Source organism: Streptomyces luteireticuli, assembly GCF_041519305.1.
Lineage (GTDB): Bacteria > Actinomycetota > Actinomycetes > Streptomycetales > Streptomycetaceae > Streptomyces > Streptomyces luteireticuli.
The window spans coordinates 6,359,573-6,382,713 of sequence record NZ_CP167927.1; the positions used below are offsets into that span (position 1 = coordinate 6,359,573).

Annotated in this window: 18 protein-coding genes; 13 read left to right on the forward strand and 5 right to left on the reverse strand. The window is 71.9% G+C overall.

From position 1 onward, the window contains the following. The gene (gene hemQ, locus AB8735_RS28600; protein WP_344025053.1) at positions 1–714 is read left to right on the forward strand and encodes a hydrogen peroxide-dependent heme synthase; all 714 of its coding nucleotides are present in this window, start codon (positions 1–3) and stop codon (positions 712–714) included. A gap of 163 nt (positions 715–877) precedes the next feature. Here hemQ and AB8735_RS28605 read toward each other — a convergent pair whose 3' ends face one another. Next, the gene (locus tag AB8735_RS28605) at positions 878–2,452 is read right to left on the reverse strand and encodes an alpha/beta hydrolase (RefSeq protein WP_372410272.1); all 1,575 of its coding nucleotides are present in this window, start codon (positions 2,450–2,452) and stop codon (positions 878–880) included. Positions 2,453–2,634: 182 nt separating this feature from the next. Between AB8735_RS28605 and AB8735_RS28610 the strand changes: the two genes are divergently transcribed. The 4 genes from AB8735_RS28610 (at position 2,635) to AB8735_RS28625 (ending at position 7,667) form a co-directional block, all read left to right on the forward strand. Further along, positions 2,635–3,354 carry a nuclease-related domain-containing protein gene (locus tag AB8735_RS28610; protein WP_372410275.1) on the forward strand — a complete coding sequence of 240 codons (720 nt, stop codon included), beginning with the start codon at positions 2,635–2,637 and terminating at the stop codon, positions 3,352–3,354. A 164-nt stretch (positions 3,355–3,518) separates the two neighbouring features. After that, positions 3,519–4,664 carry an imelysin family protein gene (locus AB8735_RS28615; RefSeq protein WP_372410277.1) on the forward strand — a complete coding sequence of 382 codons (1,146 nt, stop codon included), beginning with the start codon at positions 3,519–3,521 and terminating at the stop codon, positions 4,662–4,664. A gap of 56 nt (positions 4,665–4,720) precedes the next feature. After that, positions 4,721–5,854 (forward strand): Dyp-type peroxidase, encoded by a 1,134-nt coding sequence (locus AB8735_RS28620; RefSeq protein ID WP_372411926.1) that lies wholly within the window; start codon positions 4,721–4,723, stop codon positions 5,852–5,854. Between the two features lie 22 nt (positions 5,855–5,876). Next, positions 5,877–7,667: a phospholipase C gene (locus tag AB8735_RS28625; RefSeq protein ID WP_372410280.1), complete on the forward strand. Its 1,791-nt coding sequence runs from the start codon at positions 5,877–5,879 to the stop codon at positions 7,665–7,667. 166 nt (positions 7,668–7,833) lie between these two features. Here AB8735_RS28625 and AB8735_RS28630 read toward each other — a convergent pair whose 3' ends face one another. Then, on the reverse strand, positions 7,834–8,055 hold the full coding sequence (locus AB8735_RS28630) for a BlaI/MecI/CopY family transcriptional regulator (protein WP_344019581.1): 222 nt from the start codon (positions 8,053–8,055) through the stop codon (positions 7,834–7,836). A 747-nt stretch (positions 8,056–8,802) separates the two neighbouring features. On the opposite strand from AB8735_RS28630, the gene AB8735_RS28635 reads away from it, so the two are divergent. From AB8735_RS28635 to AB8735_RS28655, 5 genes are all read left to right on the forward strand, one after another. Beyond that, positions 8,803–10,578, forward strand: a complete 1,776-nt coding sequence (locus AB8735_RS28635; protein WP_372410282.1) for an FG-GAP-like repeat-containing protein — start codon at positions 8,803–8,805, stop codon at positions 10,576–10,578. A 46-nt stretch (positions 10,579–10,624) separates the two neighbouring features. Beyond that, positions 10,625–13,099, forward strand: a complete 2,475-nt coding sequence (locus AB8735_RS28640; RefSeq protein ID WP_372410285.1) for a glycoside hydrolase domain-containing protein — start codon at positions 10,625–10,627, stop codon at positions 13,097–13,099. Positions 13,100–13,176: 77 nt separating this feature from the next. After that, positions 13,177–14,763 (forward strand): transglycosylase family protein, encoded by a 1,587-nt coding sequence (locus tag AB8735_RS28645; protein ID WP_372410288.1) that lies wholly within the window; start codon positions 13,177–13,179, stop codon positions 14,761–14,763. A 288-nt stretch (positions 14,764–15,051) separates the two neighbouring features. Continuing rightward, a complete protein-coding gene (locus AB8735_RS28650) occupies positions 15,052–15,921 on the forward strand; it encodes an IS5 family transposase (RefSeq protein ID WP_372404158.1) in 870 nt (289 codons plus the stop codon). Beyond that, the gene (locus tag AB8735_RS28655) at positions 15,918–18,053 is read left to right on the forward strand and encodes an FG-GAP-like repeat-containing protein (RefSeq protein ID WP_372410291.1); all 2,136 of its coding nucleotides are present in this window, start codon (positions 15,918–15,920) and stop codon (positions 18,051–18,053) included. The genes AB8735_RS28650 and AB8735_RS28655 overlap by 4 nt, the downstream gene beginning before the upstream one ends. Before the next feature lie 92 nt (positions 18,054–18,145). On the opposite strand, the gene AB8735_RS28660 is transcribed toward AB8735_RS28655, so the two are convergent. Next, positions 18,146–18,874, reverse strand: a complete 729-nt coding sequence (locus tag AB8735_RS28660; RefSeq protein ID WP_372410293.1) for a peptidyl-tRNA hydrolase — start codon at positions 18,872–18,874, stop codon at positions 18,146–18,148. A gap of 86 nt (positions 18,875–18,960) precedes the next feature. Here AB8735_RS28660 and AB8735_RS28665 point away from each other — a divergent pair, with 86 nt between their 5' ends. From AB8735_RS28665 to AB8735_RS28675, 3 genes are read left to right on the forward strand one after another with little or no spacing between them, the layout of a single operon-like run. After that, positions 18,961–19,797: an ATP-binding cassette domain-containing protein gene (locus AB8735_RS28665; protein WP_372410295.1), complete on the forward strand. Its 837-nt coding sequence runs from the start codon at positions 18,961–18,963 to the stop codon at positions 19,795–19,797. Then, positions 19,794–20,441, forward strand: coding sequence for an ABC transporter (locus AB8735_RS28670; RefSeq protein WP_372410296.1), 648 nt, complete (start codon positions 19,794–19,796; stop codon positions 20,439–20,441). Before AB8735_RS28665 ends, AB8735_RS28670 begins: the two co-directional genes overlap by 4 nt. An 11-nt stretch (positions 20,442–20,452) precedes the next feature. After that, the gene (locus tag AB8735_RS28675; protein WP_372410298.1) at positions 20,453–20,599 is read left to right on the forward strand and encodes a hypothetical protein; all 147 of its coding nucleotides are present in this window, start codon (positions 20,453–20,455) and stop codon (positions 20,597–20,599) included. A 3-nt stretch (positions 20,600–20,602) separates the two neighbouring features. Here the strand turns inward: AB8735_RS28675 and AB8735_RS28680 are convergent, their stop codons facing one another. Then, positions 20,603–21,499: a polysaccharide deacetylase family protein gene (locus tag AB8735_RS28680; protein WP_372411927.1), complete on the reverse strand. Its 897-nt coding sequence runs from the start codon at positions 21,497–21,499 to the stop codon at positions 20,603–20,605. 517 nt (positions 21,500–22,016) lie between these two features. Next, complete coding sequence (gene zapE, locus AB8735_RS28685) at positions 22,017–23,114, reverse strand: cell division protein ZapE (protein ID WP_372410299.1); 1,098 nt, start codon at positions 23,112–23,114, stop codon at positions 22,017–22,019. Positions 23,115–23,141 lie beyond the last annotated feature (27 nt).

Below are 23,141 nucleotides of genomic sequence, written 5' to 3' on the forward strand. Positions count from 1 at the left end.
ATGACTGACGCCCAGAAGATCCCGAACGCCGGCAAGAAGGCCAAGGACCTCAACGAGGTCATCCGCTACACCCTCTGGTCGGTGTTCAAGCTGCGCGACGTGCTCCCGCAGGACCGGTCCGGCTACGCGGAGGAGGTCGAGGAGCTCTTCGCCCAGCTCGCCGAGAAGGACGTCACGGTGCGCGGCACCTACGACCTCTCCGGTCTCCGGGCCGACGCCGACGTGATGATCTGGTGGCACTCCGAGACCTCCGACGCGCTCCAGGACGCCTACAACCGCTTCCGCCGCACGCGTCTCGGGCGCGCCCTGGAGCCGGTGTGGTCGAACATGGCGCTGCACCGCCCCGCGGAGTTCAACAAGTCGCACATCCCGGCGTTCCTCGCGGACGAGACGCCGCGCGACTACGTCAGCGTGTACCCGTTCGTCCGCTCCTACGACTGGTACCTGCTGCCCGACGAGGACCGCCGCCGCATGCTCGCCGACCACGGCAAGATGGCCCGCGGCTACCCGGACGTCCGGGCCAACACGGTCGCCTCGTTCTCGCTGGGTGACTACGAGTGGATCCTGGCCTTCGAGGCGAACGACCTGTACCGGATCGTCGACCTGATGCGCCACCTGCGGGCTTCCGAGGCGCGGATGCACGTCCGCGAGGAGGTGCCGTTCTACACGGGGCGCCGGAAGGCGGTCGCGGATCTGGTGGCGGGCTTGGCGTAAGCCGGTCGGCTGGCCCGGGGGTTTTTCTCCCCGCCCCGCCCTTTCACCGTTTCTTGCGCGCTCCGCGCGGGCGACGCGGCTTCGCCGCGTTCGTCCTCAAACGCCGGACGGGCTGGATTCCGCGCCCAGGCGCGACAATCAGCCCGTCCGGCGGCTCGGGTCCCTAGCTCGCCCGCGGCTCCGGGCGCCCTGCGCATGCCGTCCGCCGCGCCGGGAGCGCGCCCGTCAACAGGTACTTGTCCAGATGGCCGTTGGCGCACGCGTTCGGGCCGCCGCCGATGCCGTGCGTGCCGGCGTTCCGCTCGGTGACCAGCGCCGCCGACGGCAGCCGGCGCAGCAGCTCCAGCGCCCCCGCGTACGGCGTCGCCGCGTCCCGCTCCGCCGCCAGCAGGAGCACGGGCGGCAGCGCCTTGCGGGCCGCCCGGACGTCCAGCGGCTGCTGCCGGGGCGTCGTCCAGTAGGCGCACGGCAGGTTCATGAAGGCGTTGGCCCAGGTCTCGAACGGCGCCTTGCGGGCGAGGCGGGTGTTGTCCCGGTCCCACTGGTGCCAACTGTGCGGCCAGGTCGCGTCGTTGCACTCGACGGCGGTGTAGACGGCGTTGCTGTTCTCGGCCGCCGGTGCTCCGGACGCGCTGGGTCCGGCGAGCGCGACCAGCGGGCCGTCGTCGCCGCGCAGGTACGCGGCGAGCGCGCGCGCCCCCGGCGCCCACGCGCTGTCGGTGTATCCGGCCCGGACGAGGGCGCTCTGGAGCTGGCCGGGGCCGACCCTGCCGCCCGCGGCCCGGCGGCGCAGCTGTTCCATCGCCTTGCGGTACGAGGCGAGGACCCGGCGCTCGGTGCGGCCGAGGTGGTAGACGGCGTCGTGCCGGGCGGCCCAGCGCCGCCAGTCGGTCCAGCGCCGTTCGAACGCGGCGGACTGGTCGAGGTTGTTGCGGTACCAGACGTGGCGCGGGTCCGGGTTGACCACGCTGTCGAAGACCATACGGCGCACGTGCCCGGGGAAGAGTGTGGCGTACACGGCGCCGAAGTACGTCCCGTAGGACGCCCCGAGGTAGTTGAGCCGCTGCTCGCCGAGGGCCGCGCGCAGCACGTCGAGGTCGCGCGCGTTGTTGCGGCTGGTGAAGTACTGGAGGTCCGCGCCGTTCCTGGTGCGGCAACCCTGCGCGTACGCCTTGGCCTTGGCGATGTGCTGCTTCTTGTACGCGGCGGTGGGCTGCTCGGGCGCGTCGCCCGGCGCCTGGTTGAACGCGGCCGGGTCCATGCAGGACAGCGGGGCGGAGCGGGCGACGCCGCGGGGCGCGTAGCCGACGAAGTCGTAGGCCTCGGCGAGCCGTTGCCACTGGGGCAGGCCGGCGAGCAGTGGGAAGATCATGCCGGAGCCGCCGGGGCCGCCGGGGTTGAAGACGAGGGCGCCCTGGTGCGCCGAGCGCGGGCCGGTGGCGTGGCCGCGGCTGACGGTGAGGGCGATGTGCCGGCCGTTGGGCCTGGCGTAGTCCACGGGGACGGAGACCGTGCCGCACTCCACGGTCCGGGGGAGGTTCTCGGTGGCCGGGCAGGCGCCGAAGGCGATGCCCCGCTCGGCGGCCCGCTCGGCGGCCAGTGCCACGCCGCGGGCCTCGGCGGGGCCGTCCGGGGAGAGGAGGGCTCCGGCGCCCTGGGCGGCGGGCGCGGGGGTGAGGACGGTGAGTCCGGTGAGGATGAGGGAGCCGACGGTTCCGTAGAGGGCAGCTGTGCGCACGGGTGTCCCTTCATATCTAATTGCGACAAAAGGGATATTTGATTCGGCAGTCGCTGAAGTAAAGCACCGGGCGGCGATGTCGGGGCGAAGGGCCCGAAGAGGTGGCGGGCGGGTGGGGACCGCAACAGGTGTTCGGTCGGGTTGGTTCCCGCCCAACTGCGGCAAGATGGCGGGAGGGGGTGATGGGCGTGCGCGAGCGGCCGGATGCGGATCCCGGGGCGGGTGCCGACGTCAAACGGGGGGCGGCCGGGCGGAGCTACGACCCGGACCGGCTCTTCCTCCACCCTGACGACGACCTCGCCCCCAACCGCCCCGGCGAGACCCTCCGTGCCGGGCTCGACGCGTCCCGGACCGGCCGCTGGTCCCTGTTCCTCGCCCGGCTGCTCGGCCGCCACCCCGTGGAGGACGCCTGGCGCCGGGCGCTGGCCGCCGAACAGCTCGTCGGGGCGGCCCTGGAGGCGCTGACGCCGGGCGGCTGGGAGGTGCTCCATTCGGTCGTCCTGCCCGGCGACGCGGTCGTCTCCCATCTGCTGATCGGGCCCGGCGGGGTGTTCTGCATCCACACCGAACCGGTGCGGCGGGCGGGACCGGTCCGGGTGGACGAGGCGTTCGTACGGGTGCCGGGGGAGCGCCACCCGCGCCCGGTCGTCCGGTGGGCCCGGCAGAGCGCGGCGCGGTGCGCGCCGGTGCTGGCGCGGGGGTGCGGGTTTCCTGTGCGGGTGCGGGGGATGGTGGTGCTGGTGGGGGCTTCGGAGGTGGCCGCCCCGGGGGACGACGATGTGGCCGTCCTGATGGAGCGTCAGGTTGCCGGGCTCGGCATGCTGGGCGGGGTGCTGCGGCCGGAGCGGGTGGACCGGGTGCATACGGTGGCGCGGAATCGGCGGGTGTGGCTGGGGTGCTGAGCGCGTGGTGAGCGTGCGCTGACGGATGGGTGAATCCGGGCCCTGCCCTGCGTGGGGGCGCGGGTCGGCCTGCCTACGATGGCCGCCTTGTCGGCGGGTCGTGGTGGACGGTGGGTGCGGTGGGCGGTGGACGGTGCGGGTGCCGGGGCAGACCCCCAGCGTCGGTGCACCCCCTCCTCGCCGCCGCCCTCGCCCTCCTCCTCGGCGCCTGCGCCGCCCCGCCCCGGGCCACGGCACCCGCCCCGGCGGCGGCCGGCACCGCCGTCGACATCTCCCCCTCCGCCTGCGGCCACGGCTGGACCCGCCCCCGCCCCGGCACCCAGACCTTCGCCCTGCGCAACACCGCCTCCGCCCCCGCCGAGGCCCTGCTGCGGGACGCGCGCACCGGGGCCGTCCTCGGCGAAGTGGAGGGCGTCGGCCCCGCCGGGGTCCGGCTGTTGGCCGTCCGGCTGGGCCCCGGCACGTACGCGTTCGTCTGCCGGGCCGCCGACGCGGCGCCCGTCACCGGCCCCGCCGTCCGCGTCACCGGGCACGGCGCCCGCGGCCCCGCCGTCGTCCCCGTCACCCGCCGCGAGCTCATCGCGCCCGCCCTCGCCTACCAGCGGTGGGTCGGGCACGAGCTCGGCCGGCTCGTCCGGGCGACCGCCGCCCTGGCCGCGCGTCCGGACGACGTCCGGCGCGCCCGCGCCGCCTGGCTCGCGGCCCATCTGCGCTACCAGCGCCTCGGCGCGGCCTACGGCGCCTTCGGCGAGCGCGGCGAGGCCATCGACCGGACGGCCGCCGGGCTGCCCCGCGGCACGCGCGATCCCCGCTTCACCGGCTTCCACCGCGTCGAGTACGGCCTGTGGCACGGCGAACGCGGCCCCGCCCTGCGCCGCGCCGTCCGCCGACTGGCGTCCGACGTCCGCGCGCTGTACGGAAGTTGGGCCGACACGCGCATGGACCCGGCCGAACTCGGGCGCCGCGCGCACGAGATCGTGGAGGACGCCCTCCGCCTGGAGCTCACCGGCCGCACCGACCACGGCAGCGGCACCTCGCTCGCCACCGCCCGCGCCCGGCTCGACGGCGCCCGCCGCGCCCTCGACGCCCTCCGCCCCGCGCTGCGCGCCCGCGGCGTCACCACCACCGCCCTCGACCGGGGGTTCCGCCGCGCCCGGCGGATCCTGGACGGGCAGCGCAGGAACGGCCGTTGGGTCCCGGTCGCCCGGCTCGGCCGGGCCGACCGGGAACGGATCGACGCCTGCTTCGGCGACCTCGCCGAGCGGCTCGCCGTCGTCGCCGCCGTCTGCGACGTACGGAGCGCGGCGTGAACCCGGTGCGCCGCCGCGGCTTCCTGCGCGGCGCCGCCGCCGGCGCGGCCTGTGCCATGACCGGCCCGGCCGCCACCGCGCCGGGGAGCGGAGTGCCCTTCCATGGCCCGTGGCAGCGCGCCGTCCTCACCCCGCCCGCCCGCTGCACCGCCCTCACCTCCTTCGACGTCACCGCCACCGGGCGTGCCGAACTCGCAGACATGCTGCGGACGTTGACCGACCGCGCCCGTTTCCTCGCCACCGGCGGCACCCCGCTCCCCACCGGCGTCGCCGCACCGCCGGCCGACTCCGGGCTGCTGGGCCCCCGCGTCCCGGCGGACGGCGCCGTCCGCGCCACCGTCGCCGTCGGCCCGTCCCTCTTCGACGGGCGCTACGGGCTCACCGGCCGCGCCCCCCGGCGGCTGCGGCCCATGCCGGTCTTCCCCGACGACGACCTCGACCCCGACTGGTGCCACGGCGACCTCGCCGTCCAGCTCTGCGCCGACAGCCCGGACACCGTGCTGCACGCCCTGCGCGACATCGCCCGGCACACCCGTGGCGCCCTCCAGATCCGCTGGCGGCTCAACGGCTTCACCGGCCCCTCCCGCCCCATGGGCGCTCCGCGTAATCTCTTCGGGTTCAAGGAGGGCACCGCCAACCCGGACCGGGCCGACGCCCGGCTGATGGACCGCCTGGTGTGGGCCGGACCCGACGAGCCCGGCTGGGCGGCCGGCGGCACCTACCTCGTCGTACGGCTGATCCGCATGCACGTCGAGTTCTGGGACCGCGTCCCGCTCTCCGAACAGGAACGGCTGCTCGGCCGCGCCCGCGACACCGGGGCCCCGCTCGACGGCGCCCGCGAGGACGACGCGCCCCGCTACGCGTACGACCCCGAGGGCGAGGTGATCCCGCTGGACAGTCACATCCGCGCCGCCGACCCGCGCACCCCGCACACCCGGGGCCAGCGCCTGCTGCGCCGCTCCTACAGCTACGACCGGGGGACGCTCCCCAACGGCGACCTCGACGTGGGGACGCTGTTCTGCTGCTACCAGCAGGACCCCGTACGGCAGTTCACGGCCGTCCAGCACCGGCTGGCGGGCGAGCCGCTGACCGACTACGTGACCCCGTTCGGCGGGGGATGGTTCTTCGTGCTGCCGGGGGTGCGCGACCGCGCGGACTGGTACGGCCGCGCGCTGATGGACGAAGCGTGAGGGACAAGGGACGGAAGCGCGCATGACCACCAGCACCAGATGTGCCCTGGCCGCCGCCGGAACGCTGGCCGCCCTCGCCCTCCTCGGGGCGGGCGCCGACGCCCCGCCCCCGGCCGCCGCCCCCGCGGTGGCGACGGCGACGCCCGTCAAGCACCTCGTCGTCGTCTTCGGCGAGAACGTCTCCTTCGACCACTACTTCGCCACCTACCCCCACGCCGCCAACACCGACGGCACCCGCTTCACCCCCGCCCCGGACACCCCCCAGGACATCGACAACCTGCGCACCGCCGGGCTGCTCACCCACAACCCCAACCGCTACCCGCCCCGCCGCCTGGGCCCGGGGCAGGCCCTGACCTGCGACCAGAACCACCTCTACGGCCCCGAGCAGCTCGCCGCCCACGACGGCGCGGCCGACCGGTACGTCGAGCACACCGACTCCGGCCGCTGCTCCGGCCGCCTCTACGGCGAACCCGGCCTGGTCATGGACCACTACGACGGCAACACCGTCACCGCGCTCTGGAACTACGCCCAGCACTACGCCCTCAACGACCGCTCCTTCGGCTCCACTTACGGCCCGTCCACCCCCGGCGCCGTCAACCTCGTCTCCGGGCAGACGCACGGCGTCGTCTCCACCGACCCGGTCTCCGGCTCCGAACACCCCCGGCAGACCCCCCGTCCCGACCCGTTCGCCGTGGTCGCCCCCGACGCGCGGGGCGTCGGCACGCTCGTCAACGACCCCCAGCCCGCGTACGACGACTGCTCGGGCGACGGACACCGGGGCCGCAGCCCGCTCGCCGCGCTCCGCGGCCGCACCGTCGGCGACCTGCTCAACGCCCGGAAGGTGAGCTGGGGTTGGTTCCAGGGCGGCTTCCGGCCCGGCACCCCCTGGGACGGGAAGCCCGGGCACTACGCCCGCTGCTCCGGCCGCACCAGCACCAACTCCGGCGGCACCGAGGTGATCGACTACATCCCGCACCACGAGCCGTTCCAGTACTACGCCTCGACCGCCAACCCGCACCACCTGCCGCCCGCCTCGATCGCCGAGATCGGGCACGAGGGGCGGGCCAACCACCAGTACGACCTGGCCGACTTCGACGCCGTCCTGCGCGCCGGACGGCTGCCGTCCGTGAGCTTCCTCAAGGCCCCCGCGGCACAGGACGGCCACGCGGGCTACTCCGGGCCGCTGGACGAACAGCGCTTCCTCGTCACCTGGATCAACCGGATCCAGAGCGCGCCGCAGTGGCGGGACACGGCGGTCGTCCTCGCCTACGACGACTCCGACGGCTGGTACGACCACGCCTGGGCGCCGCCGCGCAACGGGTCGCGGGTGGCCGGCCTGGACGCCGCCGCCTGCCGGTCCGGCCCCGCGCCCGGCGGCGGGCACCAGGGGCGGTGCGGCCCCGGACCACGGCTGCCGCTGCTCGTCGTCTCGCCGTACAGCAAGGTCAACACGGTGGACCACACGCCGACCGAGACGGCGTCGGTGCTCCGGTTCATCGAGGACAACTGGCGGCTCGGGCGGATCGGCGGCTCGTCGTTCGACGCGCGGGCGGGGTCGCTGATGCAGCTGTTCGACTTCCGGCGGCCGAACGGGCGGCGGGTGCTGCTGGGGCGGGACGGGGCGGTGCGGGTGGTGGCGCATCTTCCGCGGGAGGGCGCTCCTGTCGTGGAGGGCGCGCCCGCGCCGCACTATGTCGTCGCCGCGCAGCCGGGGCGTCCGGCGTCCGGGCCGCCGGGGTGGGCGCATGTCGTGGCGGCGGTGGCCGTGGTGGGGGCGGGGGTGGCGGTGCGGAGGTTGCTGCGGGGGCGGTGAATTTGCCCCTGGCCCGCCCTTTCACCGTTTCTTTGCGCTCCGCGCGGGTGTCCTCAAGCGCCGGACGGGCTGAATAGCCCGTCCGGCGCTTGAGGACTGGGGGTGCCCCCTCTGGGGGAGCGCGCAGCGTGCTGCTGCGGGAACGGTGAAAGGGCGGGCCGGGGGACTAAACCGCCGCGTAGGCGAAAGCCAACCCCCGCCGCACCCGCGTCAGCACCCGCTTCCCGTGCAGCCGTCGCAGAATCGTCACCACCGTGCAGTACGTGAGCGCCCCCGGCAGCTCCTCCTGCACCTCGCGGGGGGTCAGCGGGCCCCCGGCCCGCTGGAGCGCCGCGAGGACCTCGCACTCCAGCGTCCCGTTCGCACGGCGCCGTGTGCTCGTACGCATGTGTCTGATCCCTCTGCCGTCGCTGTCCGTCGTCAGACGAGTGTAAAGGGCCGCCGTCACAGCGCGGGGTGCCCGGCGGCCACCGTGCACGGGCCAGGCGTGATCGCATTCGGGGCGATGCCTTGCCTTACGCCTCTCACCTGCTCTTATGCGCTGCCTGCGCGGGGCTGCTGCGGGGCCCCATGGGGTGCGACGCCGGTACCCCGGAGGGCAGCGCGGTGGCATGTAACGCATAGCCCGGCTCGCGTACTGGGCGTCGTTTTCCGTTCACTCACAGTAGTGGTCGCGGCCGATCAGGTCCGCGGCCTTCACTGCGGCCGGGTCCGCAACCCTGGCGCGGGGTGCCGCGCTCGGCGCGCTCGGCCGCCGAAAAGTTTTTCCGCGAACCTGTCACACCTTCGGCACATGAAGCGTCAAGGCAGTAACGGTAGTTGAAGCGGTTGCCCGACGATGCCGAAGGAGACCATGGGGATGGCTACGCATGTGCGGACCCTGGGGCGGAGGACCCCGTCGACAGGAATCAGCCGTCCGCCGCTGATCTAGCCATCCGTCCCACCGTTCACGGACACCTCTTGCCGCACCTCCCACGCGGCCCCCGCATCCGAGCGGTCGGCTGACGGCGCCCCGCAACGCCGCGTACACCACCCACGCACCTCGCTACGCCGAAGGCTGCCCGAAAACAGAAGGCCGAAGAAAGCACACATGAAGATCTCTCGAATAGGCCACGCGTCATCCCTGGCTGCTCTGGTGACAACCGCACTTGCCTTCACGGTCGTCGGCGCCGTCGCTCCGGCGGCCGTCGCCGACTCCCGCACGGTCGCCGCTTCCGGGACGCGGGACGACCGTCCGAGCCCGGGCCAGGGCACCTCCACCTCGGAGCTCCAGCGCCGGGGCCTGATCGCGTCGAGTCTCGTGGCCAAGCCCATCACCCGCAGTGAGACCCTCAGACGCGCCGCCAGTTGGTTCGGCAAGGGCCTCCACTACAGCGGGAGCGGCAGTTATCAGGGCTGGCGCACGGACTGCTCCGGTTTCGTCGCCATGGCCTGGGGGCTGCCCGGCCCGGGCGAGACCACCGATTCGTTCATTCCCGCGGGCGTCGCCCACGAAATCTCCAAGGACGAGCTGAAGCCCGGCGACGCGCTCAACAACAAAAATCCCGGCAACGACGGTCACGTCGTCCTGTTCGAAAAGTGGGCCGATTCCTCCCGGTCCTCCTATTGGGGCTATGAGTTCAGCAGCAGCGGTCTGCACCACCATGTGATCCCGTACGCCTACTTCTCCAAGTCCGAGCAGTACCGCCCGATCCGCCTCAACACCATCGTGGACGACGACCCGGCCGCAGCGCCCGCCGAGGACAACGCCCGGGTCAAGGGCGACTTCGACGGCGATGGCCGCGACGACGTGGCAGTGCTCTACGACTACGGCAGGAAGGACGACCGCAGTCGCTCGGGCCTGTGGACGTTCAACGGCAGCGCCGGCGGCTTCAACAGCCCCAAGCAGGTGTGGGACAGCGGGACGACGGAGAGCTGGAACTGGGCCTCCAGCAAGCTGACGGTCGGCGACTTCAACGGCGACGGCAAGTCCGACATCGGCGTCCTCTACAACATGGGTGCGACCGAGGACGATCGCAATCGCACCAAGTTGTTCGTGTTCACCAGTACCGGCAGTGGGTTCGCCGCCCCGGTCAAGGTCTGGGACAGCAATGACGACCCCGTCAAGAGCTGGAACTGGAATGCCAGCAAGCTGACGGTCGGCGACTTCAACGGCGACGGCAAGGCCGACATCGGGGTGTTGTACGACTACGGCAAGGACGACGACCACAACCGGACGGGGCTCTGGACGTTCACCAGCACGGGGAGCGGGTTCAACAGTCCCAAGCAGGTGTGGGACAGCAACAGCGATCCGGTGAAGAGCTGGAGTTGGGATGCCAGCAAGCCTGTCTCCGGAGACTTCAACGGCGACGGCAAGGCCGACATCGGTGTGCTCTACGACTACGGCAGGACCGACTCCGGCAGCCGCACCGGGCTCTGGACGTTCACCGGCACCGGCAGCGGGTTCAACGGTCCCAAGCAGGTGTGGGACAGCAAGAGCGATCCGGTGAAGAGCTGGAGTTGGGATGCCAGCAAGCCTGTCTCCGGAGACTTCAACGGCGACGGCAAGAGCGACATCGGCGTTCTCTACGACATGGGCCGCACCGAGGACGGCCGCAACCGCACCAAGCTGTTCACCTTCACCGGCACCACGACCGGGTTCAACAGCCCGGTCAAGACGTGGGACAGCAACGAGGACACCGTGAAGAGCTGGAACGCGTCCGCCAGCAAGCCGGTCGCAGGTGACTTCAACGGCGATGGCAAAACGGATGTCGGCGTGCTCTACGACTACGGCAGGACCGACTCCGGCAGCCGCACCGGCCTGTGGACCTTCACCAGCAACGGCAGCGGCAGCGACAGCCCCAAGCTCGCCTGGGACAGCAGCACGGACCCCGTCAAGAGCTGGAACTGGAGCGCGAGCAAGCTCGGCTGACCGGCTTCGCCCCTCCTCACCTCACTGTTCGGGAGATCCACCGCACATGCGAACCGTACGAATGCGAAGAACGAACGGCACGGCCTTCTCCGCCGCTGCCGCTGCCGCTCTGATGGTCCTCGCCGCCTCCGGCACGGCTACGGCCCGGGCCGTGCCCTCGGACGCCGGACGGCCCGGCACCACTCCGGTCACCTACCGTGGCCTCACCCTCGACGTACCCTCCGGCTGGCCGGTCGTGGACCTGGAGAAAAGCCCGGACACATGCGTGCGGCTCGACCGCCACACGGTGTACTTGGGCCACCCCGGCCCCGAACAGTCCTGCCCCTCCCATCTGGTCGCGGACAAGACGGATGCCCTGATACTGGAGCCGATCACCGGAGCCGGCGGTCAGGACGTCTCCCATGCACTGCGCGTCCCCACCGGGGCCCCGGTGCCGCACGAACTGCCGGTGACGTACGACCACGAGACGAAGGTCGCCGTCGAAGGCGCCGGAGTCATGGTCACGGCCTCCTACGGCACGTCCAGTATGAAGGTCGCCGCCGTCCTCGGATCGGCCCGTCCCGACGCGACGGCCAAGCCAACCCCCCTGCCCGGCAAGGCGGGCAGCGGCCTCGTGGCTCCACCGGTTGCCGCCGTCACGGCCGACAAGGGGTACACGGGGCCGGGCTTCGAGTCCTGCACCGCCCCTTCGTCCGCCGCGATGAAGGCATGGAAGGCCTCGTCGCCCTACGGGGCCGTCGGCATCTACATCGGCGGTCGCAAGCGGGGCTGTCAGCAACCGCAGCTGACCGCCGACTGGGTGCGTCAGCAGACCGCCGACGGCTGGCACTTGCTGCCCCTCTTCGTGGACCTCCAGGCCGGCGACCTCTCTCCGGCCACCGCGGACGCGCAGGGCCGCGAGTCCGCGGACGCCGCCGTGGCCAAGGCGGCGGACCTGGGCCTGGGCCCCGGGACGGTCATCTACAGCGACATGGAGAACTACGACAACCGCTCGTACCGGGCCCGGGTCATCGACTACGTGTCGGGGTGGACCAGCCGCCTCCACGAACGTGGCTACCGCTCCGGTGTGTATGCGGGGAAGGAGAGCGGCGTCCCGGACCTCGCCTCGGCGGCCAACGACGCCGACCACGCCTCGCCCGACGTGCTGTGGTCGGCGAACTGGAACCTGAAGGCCGATGTGTCGGACGCGTCGATGGGGCTTCCGGGCCCCGGCTACTGGACCGATGGGCGGCGCATCCACCAGTACCGCGGCGAGGTGAACGACACCTACGGCGGTGTCACCCTGGCCATCGACCGCGACTATGTCGATGTCGCCCCGGCCTCGGCCCTGCCCGCACTCGGCGGAGAGGACGGTTCGTCGCGCATCAAGGGCGACTTCGACGGTGACGGCCGGGACGACGTGGCCGTGCTGTACGACTACGGCATGGAGGGCGGCGTCAGCCGGTCCGCGCTGTGGACGTTTGCCGGGAGCGGTGGCGGCTTCGGCAGCCCGAAGAAGGTGTGGGACAGCAACGCCGCGTCGGACAGCTGGCGTTGGTCGGCTGCCAAGCTGACGGTCGGCGACTTCAACGGGGACGGGAAGGCAGATATCGGTGTTCTTTACGACATGGGCCGTACCGAGGACGGCCGCAATCGCACCAAGTTGTTCGTGTTCACCAGTACCGGCAGTGGGTTCGCCGCCCCGGTCAAGGTCTGGGACAGCAGCGACGACCCCGTCAAGAGCTGGAACTGGAACGCCAGCAAGCTGACGGTCGGCGACTTCAACGGCGACGGCAAGGCCGACATCGGAGTGTTGTACGACTACGGCAGGGACGGCGACCGCAGCCGTACCGGCCTGTGGTCCTTCACCAGCACCGGTGCGTCCTTTACCGGCCCCAAGCTGGTGTGGGACAGCAACGTGGCCTCGGGCAGCTGGAGTTGGTCTGCCAGCAAGCCCGTCTCCGGCGACTTCAACGGGGACGGGAAGGCGGACGTCGGTGTTCTTTACGACATGGGCCGCACCGAGGACGGCCGCAACCGCACCAAGCTGTTCACCTTCACCGGAACCGCGAGTGGGTTCGACAACCCGGTCAAGGTGTGGGACAGCAGCGACGACGCTCTGAAGAGCTGGAACTGGGACGCCGGCAAGCTGGTGGGCGGCGACTTCAACGGCGACGGCAAAACGGACATCGGTGTGCTCTACGACTACGGCAGAACCGACTCCGGCAACCGCACCGGCCTGTGGACCTTCACCAGCACCGGCAACGGATTCGCCGGCCCGGTCAAAGCGTGGGACAGCGGCAATGATGCGGTGAAGAGCTGGAACTGGGCCGCGAGCAAGCCGGTCGCAGGTGACTTCAACGGCGATGGCAAAACGGATGTCGGCGTGCTCTACGACTACGGCAGGACCGACTCCGGCAACCGCACCGGCCTGTGGACCTTCACCAGCACCGGCAATGGATTCGGTGCACCCCTCTTGGGCTGGGACAGCGCAACGGATGCCGTAAAGAGCTGGAACTGGCGGTCCAGCAAGGCGAGTTGACGTCCGTCGGTGAAACGTGGGACAGCCGTCGACGCCCGTCCGGCCCGGGTGCAGCCCCGGCCGGACGGGCGTCCGTCATGCAATGGAAGGAAGAAATGGATCCCTTGATGCGCAAGACCCGCACACCCCGCAGGAAGGGCGGACGCGCGAGCGCAGCGGCGGTGTCGGCCTCCGGCATGCTGCTGGCCATGTCGGCCACCGCCGCCCCCGCCCAGGCGGCATCGCTCGCCACCTGGGAGAAGCTGGCCCAATGCGAGAGCAGCGGGGACTGGGGATATAACCAGGGGCCGTACTACGGCGGCCTGCAATTCCTGGAGAGTACGTGGGTGGCGTACCACGGAACGGACTATGCGCCGTACCCCTATCAGGCCACCAAGGAAGAGCAGATCCGGGTCGCACAGCGGGTCCTCGACGATGTGGGCGCGACGGCCTGGCCGCGCTGCGGAAAGAAGGTGGGGCTGGCCGACGACGACGCACGTCCGTTCCCCGACGCGTCGGACGACGGCGCCTCCACCCGGGTCAACGGTGACTTCGACGGCGATGGCCGTGACGACGTGGCCGTGCTCTACGACTATGGCAAGGAGGGCGGCGTCAGCCGGTCCGGACTGTGGACGCTCACAGGGAGCGGTGGCGGCTTCGGCAGCCCGAAGAAGGTGTGGGACAGCGGAGCAGTCAGCTGGAGTTGGTCGGCCGCCAAGCTGACGGTTGGCGACTTCAACGGGGACGGGAAGGCGGACGTTGGCGTTCTTTACGACATGGGCCGCACCGAGGACGGCCGTAACCGCACCAAGTTGTTCGTGTTCACCAGTACCGGTAGCGGGTTCGCCGCCCCGGTCAAGGTCTGGGACAGCAACGACGACCCCGTCAAGAGCTGGAACTGGAACGCCAGCAAGCTGACGGTCGGCGACTTCAACGGTGACGGCAAGACCGACATCGGCGTCCTCTACGACTCCGGCAAAACCGACTCCGGCAATCGCGCTGCCCTTTGGACCTTCACCAGCAACGGCAGTGGATTCAACAGCCCGAAACAGGTGTGGGACAGCTCCACGGACCCGGTGAAGAGCTGGAATTGGGCGGCGAGCAAGCCGGTTGCGGGCGATTTCAACGGTGACGGCAGGGCTGATATCGGGGTGCTGTACGACTATGGCAGGACCGGCTCCGGCAATCGCATCGGCCTGTGGACCTTCACCAGTACGGGAGGCGGATTCGCGAGTCCCAAGCAGGCCTGGGACAGCGGATCGGAGGGCTGGAGATGGTCGGCTGCCAAGGTGGTCGGCGGTGACTTCAACGGTGACGGCAAGGCCGACATCGGGGTGCTGTACGACCTCGGCAGGAACGGCGACCGCAACCGCACCGAACTGTTCACGTTCGCGGGCGACGCCGCCGGCCTCAACGCACCGACAAAGGTGTGGGACAGCCAGGACGACAGTGCGGTGAAGAGCTGGAACTGGGCCGCGAGCAAGCCGGTCGCCGGTGACTTCAACGGTGACGGCAGAACGGATGTCGGCGTGCTCTACGACTACGGCAGGACCGACTCCGGCAACCGCACCGGGCTGTGGACCTTCACCAGCACCGGCAATGGATTTTCCGGCCCCGGACTCGCGTGGGACAGCCGGACCGACTCCGTCAAGAGCTGGAACTGGAACATGAGCAAGGTCGGCTGAGCTCATGTCGTGCAGAAGGGAGGAGGAAGGATGAAATACCGACTGAGTGGAGGTTTCATCCTGGAATCCCCCGTGGCAGACCGATTCTGAAGAGCGGTCAGTGAGGCACGTGTGGTTTTCGTTCCTGTTGGTGCACCACGGCATCGGACTTGCGGCGCGTTATGCGCTTTGGGTTCCGACATCAGCCTTGGAGTCTGTCTCATTCAAGGATGCCCGGTCTCACCCAGGAATCGGCGAGTGGACCTCCGGGCCCTGGCGGTGGGTTCCCCAACGCGGTACGCCAAGAGTATGGGCGAACGCCGAGCGTATGGCAGCGATCTGTCCGATGACCGATGGGCCCTGGTGGAGCCGGTGTTGAGCGAGTGGCGTGCCAAGCGCCGCCAGGCCGGCATCCCCGGTGGGCGGCCACCGAAGTACGCGCTGCGGGACCTGCTGGATGCGATCTTGTACGTGGACCGCACCGGCATCCCCTGGCGCTACCTGCCCCACGACTTCCCGCCGTGGGAGACCACCTACCACTACTTCGCGTACTGGCGTGACGAGGGAGTCTTCGAGAAGCTGAACGGGCTGCTGCGGCACCGGCTGCGTGAGCAGGCCGGACGGGACGCCGAGCCGAGCGCGGGGATCATCGACGCGCAGAGCGTGAAGACCGCCCACACCGTCCCGTCCGCCACACAGGGCACGGACGCCGCGAAGAAGATCGTCGGCCGCAAGCGCAGCATCCTGACCGACACGCTCGGCCTGCTGCTGTTCGTGCTGGTCACTGCCGCCAGCGTGCAGGACTCCACCGCCGGCACACCCTTGATCAGGCAGGCCTCCCGGGCACACCGGCGGCTGCGGAAGATCTGGGTCGACGGCGGCTACCGCCAGCACCTCGTCGAGAGCGCCGCCCGGCTGGGCATCGACCTGGAAATCGTCCAACGCAAGCCCGGGACCAGGGGATTCGCTCCGATTCCACACCGCTGGCCAGTAGAGCGGACCTTCGGTTGGATCATGATGCACCGCCGTCTGGCCCGCGACTACGAGACGCTGACCGCCAGCTCTGAAGCCATGATCTACCTTGCAATGATCGACACCATGGCCCGCCGGATCACCGGAGAAACCACCCAAACCTGGCGCACCTCAACGCCCGAGGATGAGACACCACGCCCAGGATGAAACCTCCACTGAGAACGCTGCTCGCTTCCATAACAGGCGTGTGCGCCCTGCTCGTTCCGGTGCATTCGGCGGCACAGGCGGCCGGGCCGGAGCAGGGGCGTTCCGCGGTATCCGCGGCCGCCGTACGCGATCAAAGTCCGCTGGCGCTGCTCGCCGAGCCGGAACTGCGTGTCGTCTCCTGGAACATTTGCGGGGAGGCCGGCGGGGTGCGCGGGGAGGCCGGCTACTGCCCCTACCGCAACGATCCCCAGGCAAAGGTCGACCAGATCGCGCAGGTGGTCGTGGAGCGCAATGCCAATGTCGTCATGCTCCAGGAGGTGTGCGGCGAGGCGCCCGGCAGCCATATGGAGCGGCTGCGCGAGGCCCTCGGCAGCGGATGGTCGATCGCGCACGCCCCGGGAGCCCGCACGGACGGGACCGCGAACTGCCGGGGCGGGCTCAGCGGCACGTTGGGTGTGGGGATCGCGGTGAAGGGGCGCGTGACCGGGACCACCGCGACGAACACCGTGCCCGGGGGCGGCGACCAGGAGACCCTGCCCGTCCTCTGTGTACGTGTCGAGGGCTGGTCGACCAGGGTCTGCACCACCCACATCCTGTCCGACCCCGCCGACCCGCGCAGGCCGGGGCAGATCCAGAACGTGAAGAACGAGATCTGGCCGGACCGCTATCAGCTGGTGCTCGGCGGCGACTTCAACATGTTTCCTGACACCGCCCAGCTCAGGCCGATCTCGGATGAATTCGACGAGTGCGACCGCCGTTCCTACGGCGCCGGTGACACGGTCAACGAGGTCACCCATCACTCCTGGGACGAAAAGGGCGGACATATATGGCGCAAGCGTGACCACATCTTCGCCTCGTGGGGGGAATCGGGGAGCCAGTTCACCTCCTGCGAAGTCGACCGGACCCGGATGGACACCACCGAGAACACGCCCAACAGCGGTCCTTCCAATGGGTATTCGGACCATGCGCCGATCATCGGCTCCCTCAAGCCGCCGCGGCATCTGAGCACGTCCGGCGACTTCGACGGCGACGGCAAGGCCGACCTCGCGGTGCTCTACGGACGGGGGAAGACCTCGGACGGTCACAACCGGTCCAGCCTGTGGATCTCCCATGGCTCCGGTACGGGAGCGGAGACCGGATTCGCCGCGCCGCACGAGGTCTGGGACAGCGGTGCCGACAGCTGGAACTGGTCCGCGAGCGCGCTGACCGCCGGGGACTTCGACGGCGACGGCAAGACCGACCTCGGTGTCCTCTACAACTACGGCAAGGACGGCGACCGCAACCGCACCGCGCTGTGGACCTTCAAGGGAACACTGAACGGCTTCGAGGCGCCCCGTAAGGTGTGGGACAGCCGCGACGACACGGCCGTTCCCAGTTGGAACTGGTCCACGAGCAAGCTCGTCGCGGGCGACTTCAACGGCGACGGCAAAGCGGACGTCGGTGTCCTCTACGACTACGGGAAAACCGACTCCGGCAATCGCGCTGCCCTTTGGACCTTCACCAGTAACGGCGGAGGATTCAACAGCCCGAAACAGGTGTGGGACAGCTCCACGGACCCGGTGGAGAGCTGGAATTGGGCGGCGAGCAAGCCGGTCGTGGGCGATTTCAACGGTGATGGCAGGGCTGACGTCGGGGTGCTGTACGACTATGGCAGGACCGGCTCCGGCAATCGCACCGGCCTGTGGACCTTCACCAGTACGGGAGGCGGATTCGCCAGTCCCAAGCAGGCCTGGGACAGCGGATCGGAGAGCTGGAACTGGACGGCGAGCAAGCCGGTTGCGGGCGATTTCAACGGTGACGGCAGGGCTGATATCGGGGTGCTGTACGACTATGGCAGGGCCGGCTCCGGCAATCGCACCGGGCTGTGGACCTTCACCAGTGGCGGCAGCGGATTCGGTAAGCCCCGTCTGGTGTGGGACAGCTCCACCGACCCGGTGAAGAGCTGGAACTGGACCGTGAGCGAGCCGGTGGCCGGGGACTTCAACGGAGATGGCAGGGCCGACCTCGCGGTGATGTACGACTACGGGAACGCGGCCAACGGCCGCAACCGCACCGCCCTGTGGTCCTTCACCGGCCGCGGGACGGACTTCGCCGCACCGCAGATGAACTGGGACAGCAGCACCACCCAGTGACCCGGACCGTTCGGGCCTCGCGGGAGGTGACCGGATGCTCTCCGGTCACCTCGGCGGCCGGGACTCCGATTCAAGTGACGTCTGCCTCGGCGCTACGGCCGTCGTTCGCGTGGGAGCGGACAGAATCGACTGCCGCCTTCGACTGCAACAGTCGGACCGGGCGCGATCTCCGTGAAGCCCGCGTCGCGCACCACCGGCAGCCCGGACGACGTCAGCTCCGCCCAGCGTCCCGGATCGGCCGTCCGTACGGACAGCGCGAAACCGCTCTCCCGCCAGGCCTTGCGCTCCGTCTCGTCCAGCGCCCACCAGGCGAGCTGGGCCCCGTGCCCGGCCTGGGCCATGGTCTTGCCGGCCGACATCTCCAGGCCGGGGTTGATCCACAGCACCGGCCGGCCGGGGGCCGGGGGCGCGGGGGCGACCGGGTCGTCCAACTCGGTGCCGGACACCTGGAGTTTGATCAGTTCCTTGGGCCAGCCGTCCAGGGGGACCGGCGGGAAGACCCGTACCTCCGCGGCCGTCCCCGTCACCGTGATCCCCGGCAGCGCGGACGCCTTGCGCCACTCCGCGCCGCGGGCCCGGCGGACCACCTTGCGGATGCGGGCGTCCTCCCAGTCGCGCACCGCCTCGGCCCACTCGCCGTCCCCGGCGGCGCGGTCGTCCGACAGCAGGGTCAGCACCGCGCGCGCCGCGGTCTCCAGGGCGTCCGTGCGGGCGGGCGGCACGGTCTTCTCCAGCCGCACCACCAGCGGCAGGACGAACTGCGGCGCGTTGTCGCGCGGGTCGACGGACGGGGGCTCGGGGGAGATCTCGGCACTGCTCACACCCCCAGTCTGCCAGCCGTCCGGGGCGCCTCCCGGAGCCCCCGGGGGCCGCTATGGTGATCACCGGGACAAGGGGAGGGAATCCTGTGCACCTCACGGGAGTTGGCCGTCGCTACGGCCTGCGCGGGCCGTGGATCCTGCGGGACGTCGGACTGCGGGTGCCGCGCGGGGCGCTGCTGAGGATCGAGGGGGCCAACGGCTCGGGCAAGTCCACGCTGCTGCGGCTGCTGGCCGGCATCGACGCCCCCAGCGCCGGGCGCATCACCGGCCGGCCGCGCACCGCGTACGTTCCCGAGCGCTTCCCGGCGGCCCTGCCGCTCACCGCCGTCGACTACCTCACCCGCCTCGGCCGGGTCCACGGGCTGCGCCGGCAGGCCGCCGCCCGGGCGGCGGGGGAGTGGCTGGAGCGCTTCGGCGCCGCCGGGCACGCGCACACCCCGCTGTCCCGGCTCTCCAAGGGGACCGGCCAGAAGGTGGCCGTGGCCCAGGGCCTGGTCGGCCGGCCGGAGCTGCTCGTCCTCGACGAGGCGTGGACCGGCCTGGACCCCGCCTCCCGGCGGGTCCTCGACCGCGCCGTGCTCGACCGCGTCGCCGACGGCGCGTCCGTCGTCTTCGTCGACCACGACCCGCGCCGGCTGGCCGGGGACTGCCACGCGGTCCACCGGGTGGCCGCGGGGCGGCTGTCGGAGGTGGCGGCCGCCGCTCCCCGGAGCCGCGTCGTCCGCGTCGAGGCGGAGGGAACCGGCCCGCTGCCCGAGTGCCTGCCGGGCGACCCGGTCCGCGAACCGCTCGGCGGCGCCGTACGGCTGACCGTCGCGGACGCCGACTCCGACGCGCTGCTGCACGCCCTGCTCACCGCCCGCCCGTCCTGGCACATCCGCTCGGTCGCCGCCGCGGACGCCCCCGAGGAGCCCCGCCGATGACCTCCCTGCTGCGCTACCAGGCCGTACTCCTGCTGCGCTCGCACCGCTGGCTGCCGCCGCTGCTCCTGTACGCCTTCCTCCTGGCGATCGGCGTGCGGCCCGGGGAGCCGGTGCTGGACGGTCTCGGCCTCGCGGCCGGTGTGCTGCTGCCGGTGTCCGCCTGGCTGGCGCGGGTGTGCGTCACCCACGAGCCGCCCGCCGCCCGGGACTGCACCGCCGCGGCCGCGGGGCCGTGGCGGGTGCACCTGGCGAGCGTGCTGACCGCACTGCTCGCCTCCACCGCGCTGGGCGCGGCCGGGACCGCCGTGGTGACGCTGACCGGCGACCCGCGCGGCGCGGACCGGTTCGCCGCGGCGGGGGCCGGGTTCCTGACCGCGCTGACCTGCGCGCTGGCGGGGACCGCCGTCGGCGCGCTGTGCAACCGGCCGCTGCTGCGCAGCGCCGCGTGGGCGGTGCCCGGCACGGTGCTCGCGGTGCTGCTGGTGCTGATCCCGGGCGGTTCGCCCGCGCACGCCGCCATGAGCGAGCTGGTCACCGGCTCGCGGAGCGGTACGGTCGGCTGGCCGCTGCTGCCGCTCGCCGTCGCGGCGGTGTTCGCGGCCGGGGCCACGGCGGTGGCGTGCGCGCTCAGTTCGCGGCGGTAGATGATGGGCGCATGGACGACGACCGTGCCCGCTGTGCCTCCCTCGCCGACTGCGTGCTCTGCGGCGACCCCACCGAGCACCCGGCCGACCGGTCGGGGATCACGCTCTGCCCGGTGTGCGAGTGGCAGGAGGCGCAGCGGACGGCCTGCTCCGGCTGACGCTCAGCGGTCGCGGATCAGCTCCGAGACCTTGACGAACTCGTAGCCCTTCGCCCGCAGTTGGGGGACGATCTTCTTCACCGCCGCCTCCGTGGCGGGTGCCGCGCTGCGGGTGCAGTGCATCACGACGACCGAGCCGGGCCGGACCTTGTCCAGCACCTCCGCCGCCACCGGCTCCGGGTGCCTGGCGAACGCGTCGCCGCTGACGACGTCCCACTGCACGGCCGTCACCTTGGCGGGGCCGAGCTCCTTGAGCACGGCGGGGTTGTGGCAGCCGCCCGGGAAGCGGAAGTACGGGACGGTGTGCTGGACCCCAGCCTTCCGGAACGCGGCGAACGCCTTCTCCACGTCCGCGCGGGCGCCGCCGCGGGGGACCGTCGGCAGGCCGTAGCAGGGCGACGCGAACGCGTGGTGGCTGTACGAGTGGTTGGCGACCTCGAACTGCGGGTCCGCGCCGATGGACCTGGCCTGGTCCGGGTACTGGTCCGCCCACGTGCCGGTCATGAACACGGTCGCCGGCACCTTGAGCCGGCGCAGGGTGGCGATCAGCGCCGGATTGTCGAACCGCTCCCCGCGGGCGGCGCGGGGTCCCTGATCGGCCGTCATGTCGGCGTCGAAGGTGAGCGCGACGCGCTTGCCGTGGGCGCGGCTGCCGTGCGAGAAGACGGGGGTGGTGCCGGTGGGGCCCGGGGGGAGGGTGGGGGCGTCGTCCGGGGTCGCCCTGGGCTTCGGCTCCGGTTTCGCGGCCGTCGCGCTCGTCGTCCTCGCGGCGGCGGGCTTCTCCTCGGCGCTGCTGCTGCCGCCGCAGGTGGTGGCGGTGGCCGAGAGGAGGGCTATGCCGAGGGTGAGGGCGAGGGGGAGGGGGCGTCGGGGGTGGGGGGTGCGGAGGGTGCGGGGTATCGGGGCCACGGGGGGAACGCTATCGCGGTGGGTGTGTGCCCCGGTCCCGCCCCAACCCTCTTCCGCGGGGGCTGCGCCCCTGCGCGACCCAGCTTGCGCACTGCCGCGCGCGGAGGCCGGGGGCCGGGGGCCCGCGCGGTGGCGGGGCTTCGCCCCTGCGCCCCACCGGGGGCTTCGCCCCCTGGACCCCGCTCGGGCTGCGCCCGCCGGGCCTTGACCGGGGCTGCGCCCCTGGCCCCCGAAGCGCCTTGCGGGCTCCCCCAGGGGGGCACCCCCAGTCCTCAAGCGCCGGACGGGCTGGTTTGGCCCCCGGGCGGGTTCGGTCCTCGGGCCGGATTCCAGGCGGGGGCGCACCATTCCAGCCCGTCCGGCGTTTGAGGACGAGCGGCGGAGCCGCGACAAACGGGGGCCAGGGGCGGAGCCTCGGAAGCAGGGGTGCAGGGGCGCAGCCCCCGCCCTACCGCGGCGGAGCCGCGGTGCGAGCCCCGGGGCGCAGCCCCGGAACGGGGGCCCCGACTCAGCCGTCCGCCAAGGACTTCGCATCGCGCGCCAGCGCCGTCAGCCGCGAAATCGCCCGGAAGTACTTCTTCCGGTAACCCCCGGCCAGCATCTCCTCGCTGAAGAGCTCGTCGAACGGCCGCCCCGACGCCAGCACCGGCACCTCCCGGTCGTACAGCCGGTCGGCCAGCACGACCAGCCGCAGCGCCGTCGACTGGTCCGGCACCGGCGTGACGCCGGTCAGGCAGACGGCGCGGACGCCGTCGCTCAGCGCGCCGTACCGGCTCGGGTGCACCCGGGAGAGGTGGTCGAGCAGGGCGGGGAAGTCGTCCAGCGAGGCGCCGGGCGTGGTGTGGGCGACCCGCTTGACCGTCTCGTCGTCGAAGGGGGCGGGCGCCTGCGGCAGACCGCGGTGGCGGTAGTCCTCGCCGTCGATGCGCAGCGCGCGGAAGTGGGCCGACAGGCCCTGGATCTCCCGCAGGAAGTCGGCCGCGGCGAACCGGCCCTCGCCCAGCTTGCCGGGCAGGGTGTTGGAGGTGGCGGCGAGCGCGACGCCGGACTCGACGAGCTTGCCCAGCAGGGTGGAGACGAGCACCGTGTCGCCCGGGTCGTCGAGCTCGAACTCGTCGATGCACAGCAGCTTGTGCTCGCCGAGCGTGCGCACGGTCTGCTGGAAGCCCAGCGCGCCGACCAGGTTGGTCAGCTCCACGAAGGTGCCGAAGGCCTTCTGCTCGGGGGCGGCGGGCGTGGCGTGCCAGAGGGAGGCCAGCAGGTGGGTCTTGCCGACGCCGTAGCCGCCGTCCAGGTAGACGCCGCGCGGCCCGGCCGTCGCGGTCGGCTTCGCCGTCCGGCGGAACCAGCCCCGGCGCCCGCCGGACGCCGCCGCGCCGCCGAGCCCGGCGGCGAAGGAGCCGAGGACGCGGACGGCCTCGGCCTGGCTGGGCTGGTTCGCGTCCGGGATGTATGTGTCGAACCGGACCGCGTCGAAGCGCGGCGGCGGCACCATCTCGGCGACCAGGCGCTCGGCGGGGACGTGCGGGGTGCGCTCGGTCAGCGCGACGGGCCCGTCGGCGAGGCGGTCGGCGGTGGAGGGAGCGGCAGAAGAAGAGGACGACACAACCGTCCAGCGTAGCCCTCCGGCAGC

Coding starts and splice junctions, on each gene's coding strand:
- AB8735_RS28655 (WP_372410291.1), top strand. CDS start 15,918: ATGAAACCTCCACTGAGAACGCTGCTCGCTTCCATAACAGGCGTGTGC.
- AB8735_RS28630 (WP_344019581.1), bottom strand. CDS start 8,055: ATGCGTACGAGCACACGGCGCCGTGCGAACGGGACGCTGGAGTGCGAG.
- hemQ (WP_344025053.1), top strand. CDS start 1: ATGACTGACGCCCAGAAGATCCCGAACGCCGGCAAGAAGGCCAAGGAC.
- AB8735_RS28640 (WP_372410285.1), top strand. CDS start 10,625: ATGCGAACCGTACGAATGCGAAGAACGAACGGCACGGCCTTCTCCGCC.
- AB8735_RS28610 (WP_372410275.1), top strand. CDS start 2,635: ATGGGCGTGCGCGAGCGGCCGGATGCGGATCCCGGGGCGGGTGCCGAC.
- AB8735_RS28645 (WP_372410288.1), top strand. CDS start 13,177: ATGCAATGGAAGGAAGAAATGGATCCCTTGATGCGCAAGACCCGCACA.
- AB8735_RS28675 (WP_372410298.1), top strand. CDS start 20,453: ATGGACGACGACCGTGCCCGCTGTGCCTCCCTCGCCGACTGCGTGCTC.
- AB8735_RS28625 (WP_372410280.1), top strand. CDS start 5,877: ATGACCACCAGCACCAGATGTGCCCTGGCCGCCGCCGGAACGCTGGCC.
- AB8735_RS28650 (WP_372404158.1), top strand. CDS start 15,052: ATGGGCGAACGCCGAGCGTATGGCAGCGATCTGTCCGATGACCGATGG.
- AB8735_RS28620 (WP_372411926.1), top strand. CDS start 4,721: ATGACCGGCCCGGCCGCCACCGCGCCGGGGAGCGGAGTGCCCTTCCAT.
- AB8735_RS28670 (WP_372410296.1), top strand. CDS start 19,794: ATGACCTCCCTGCTGCGCTACCAGGCCGTACTCCTGCTGCGCTCGCAC.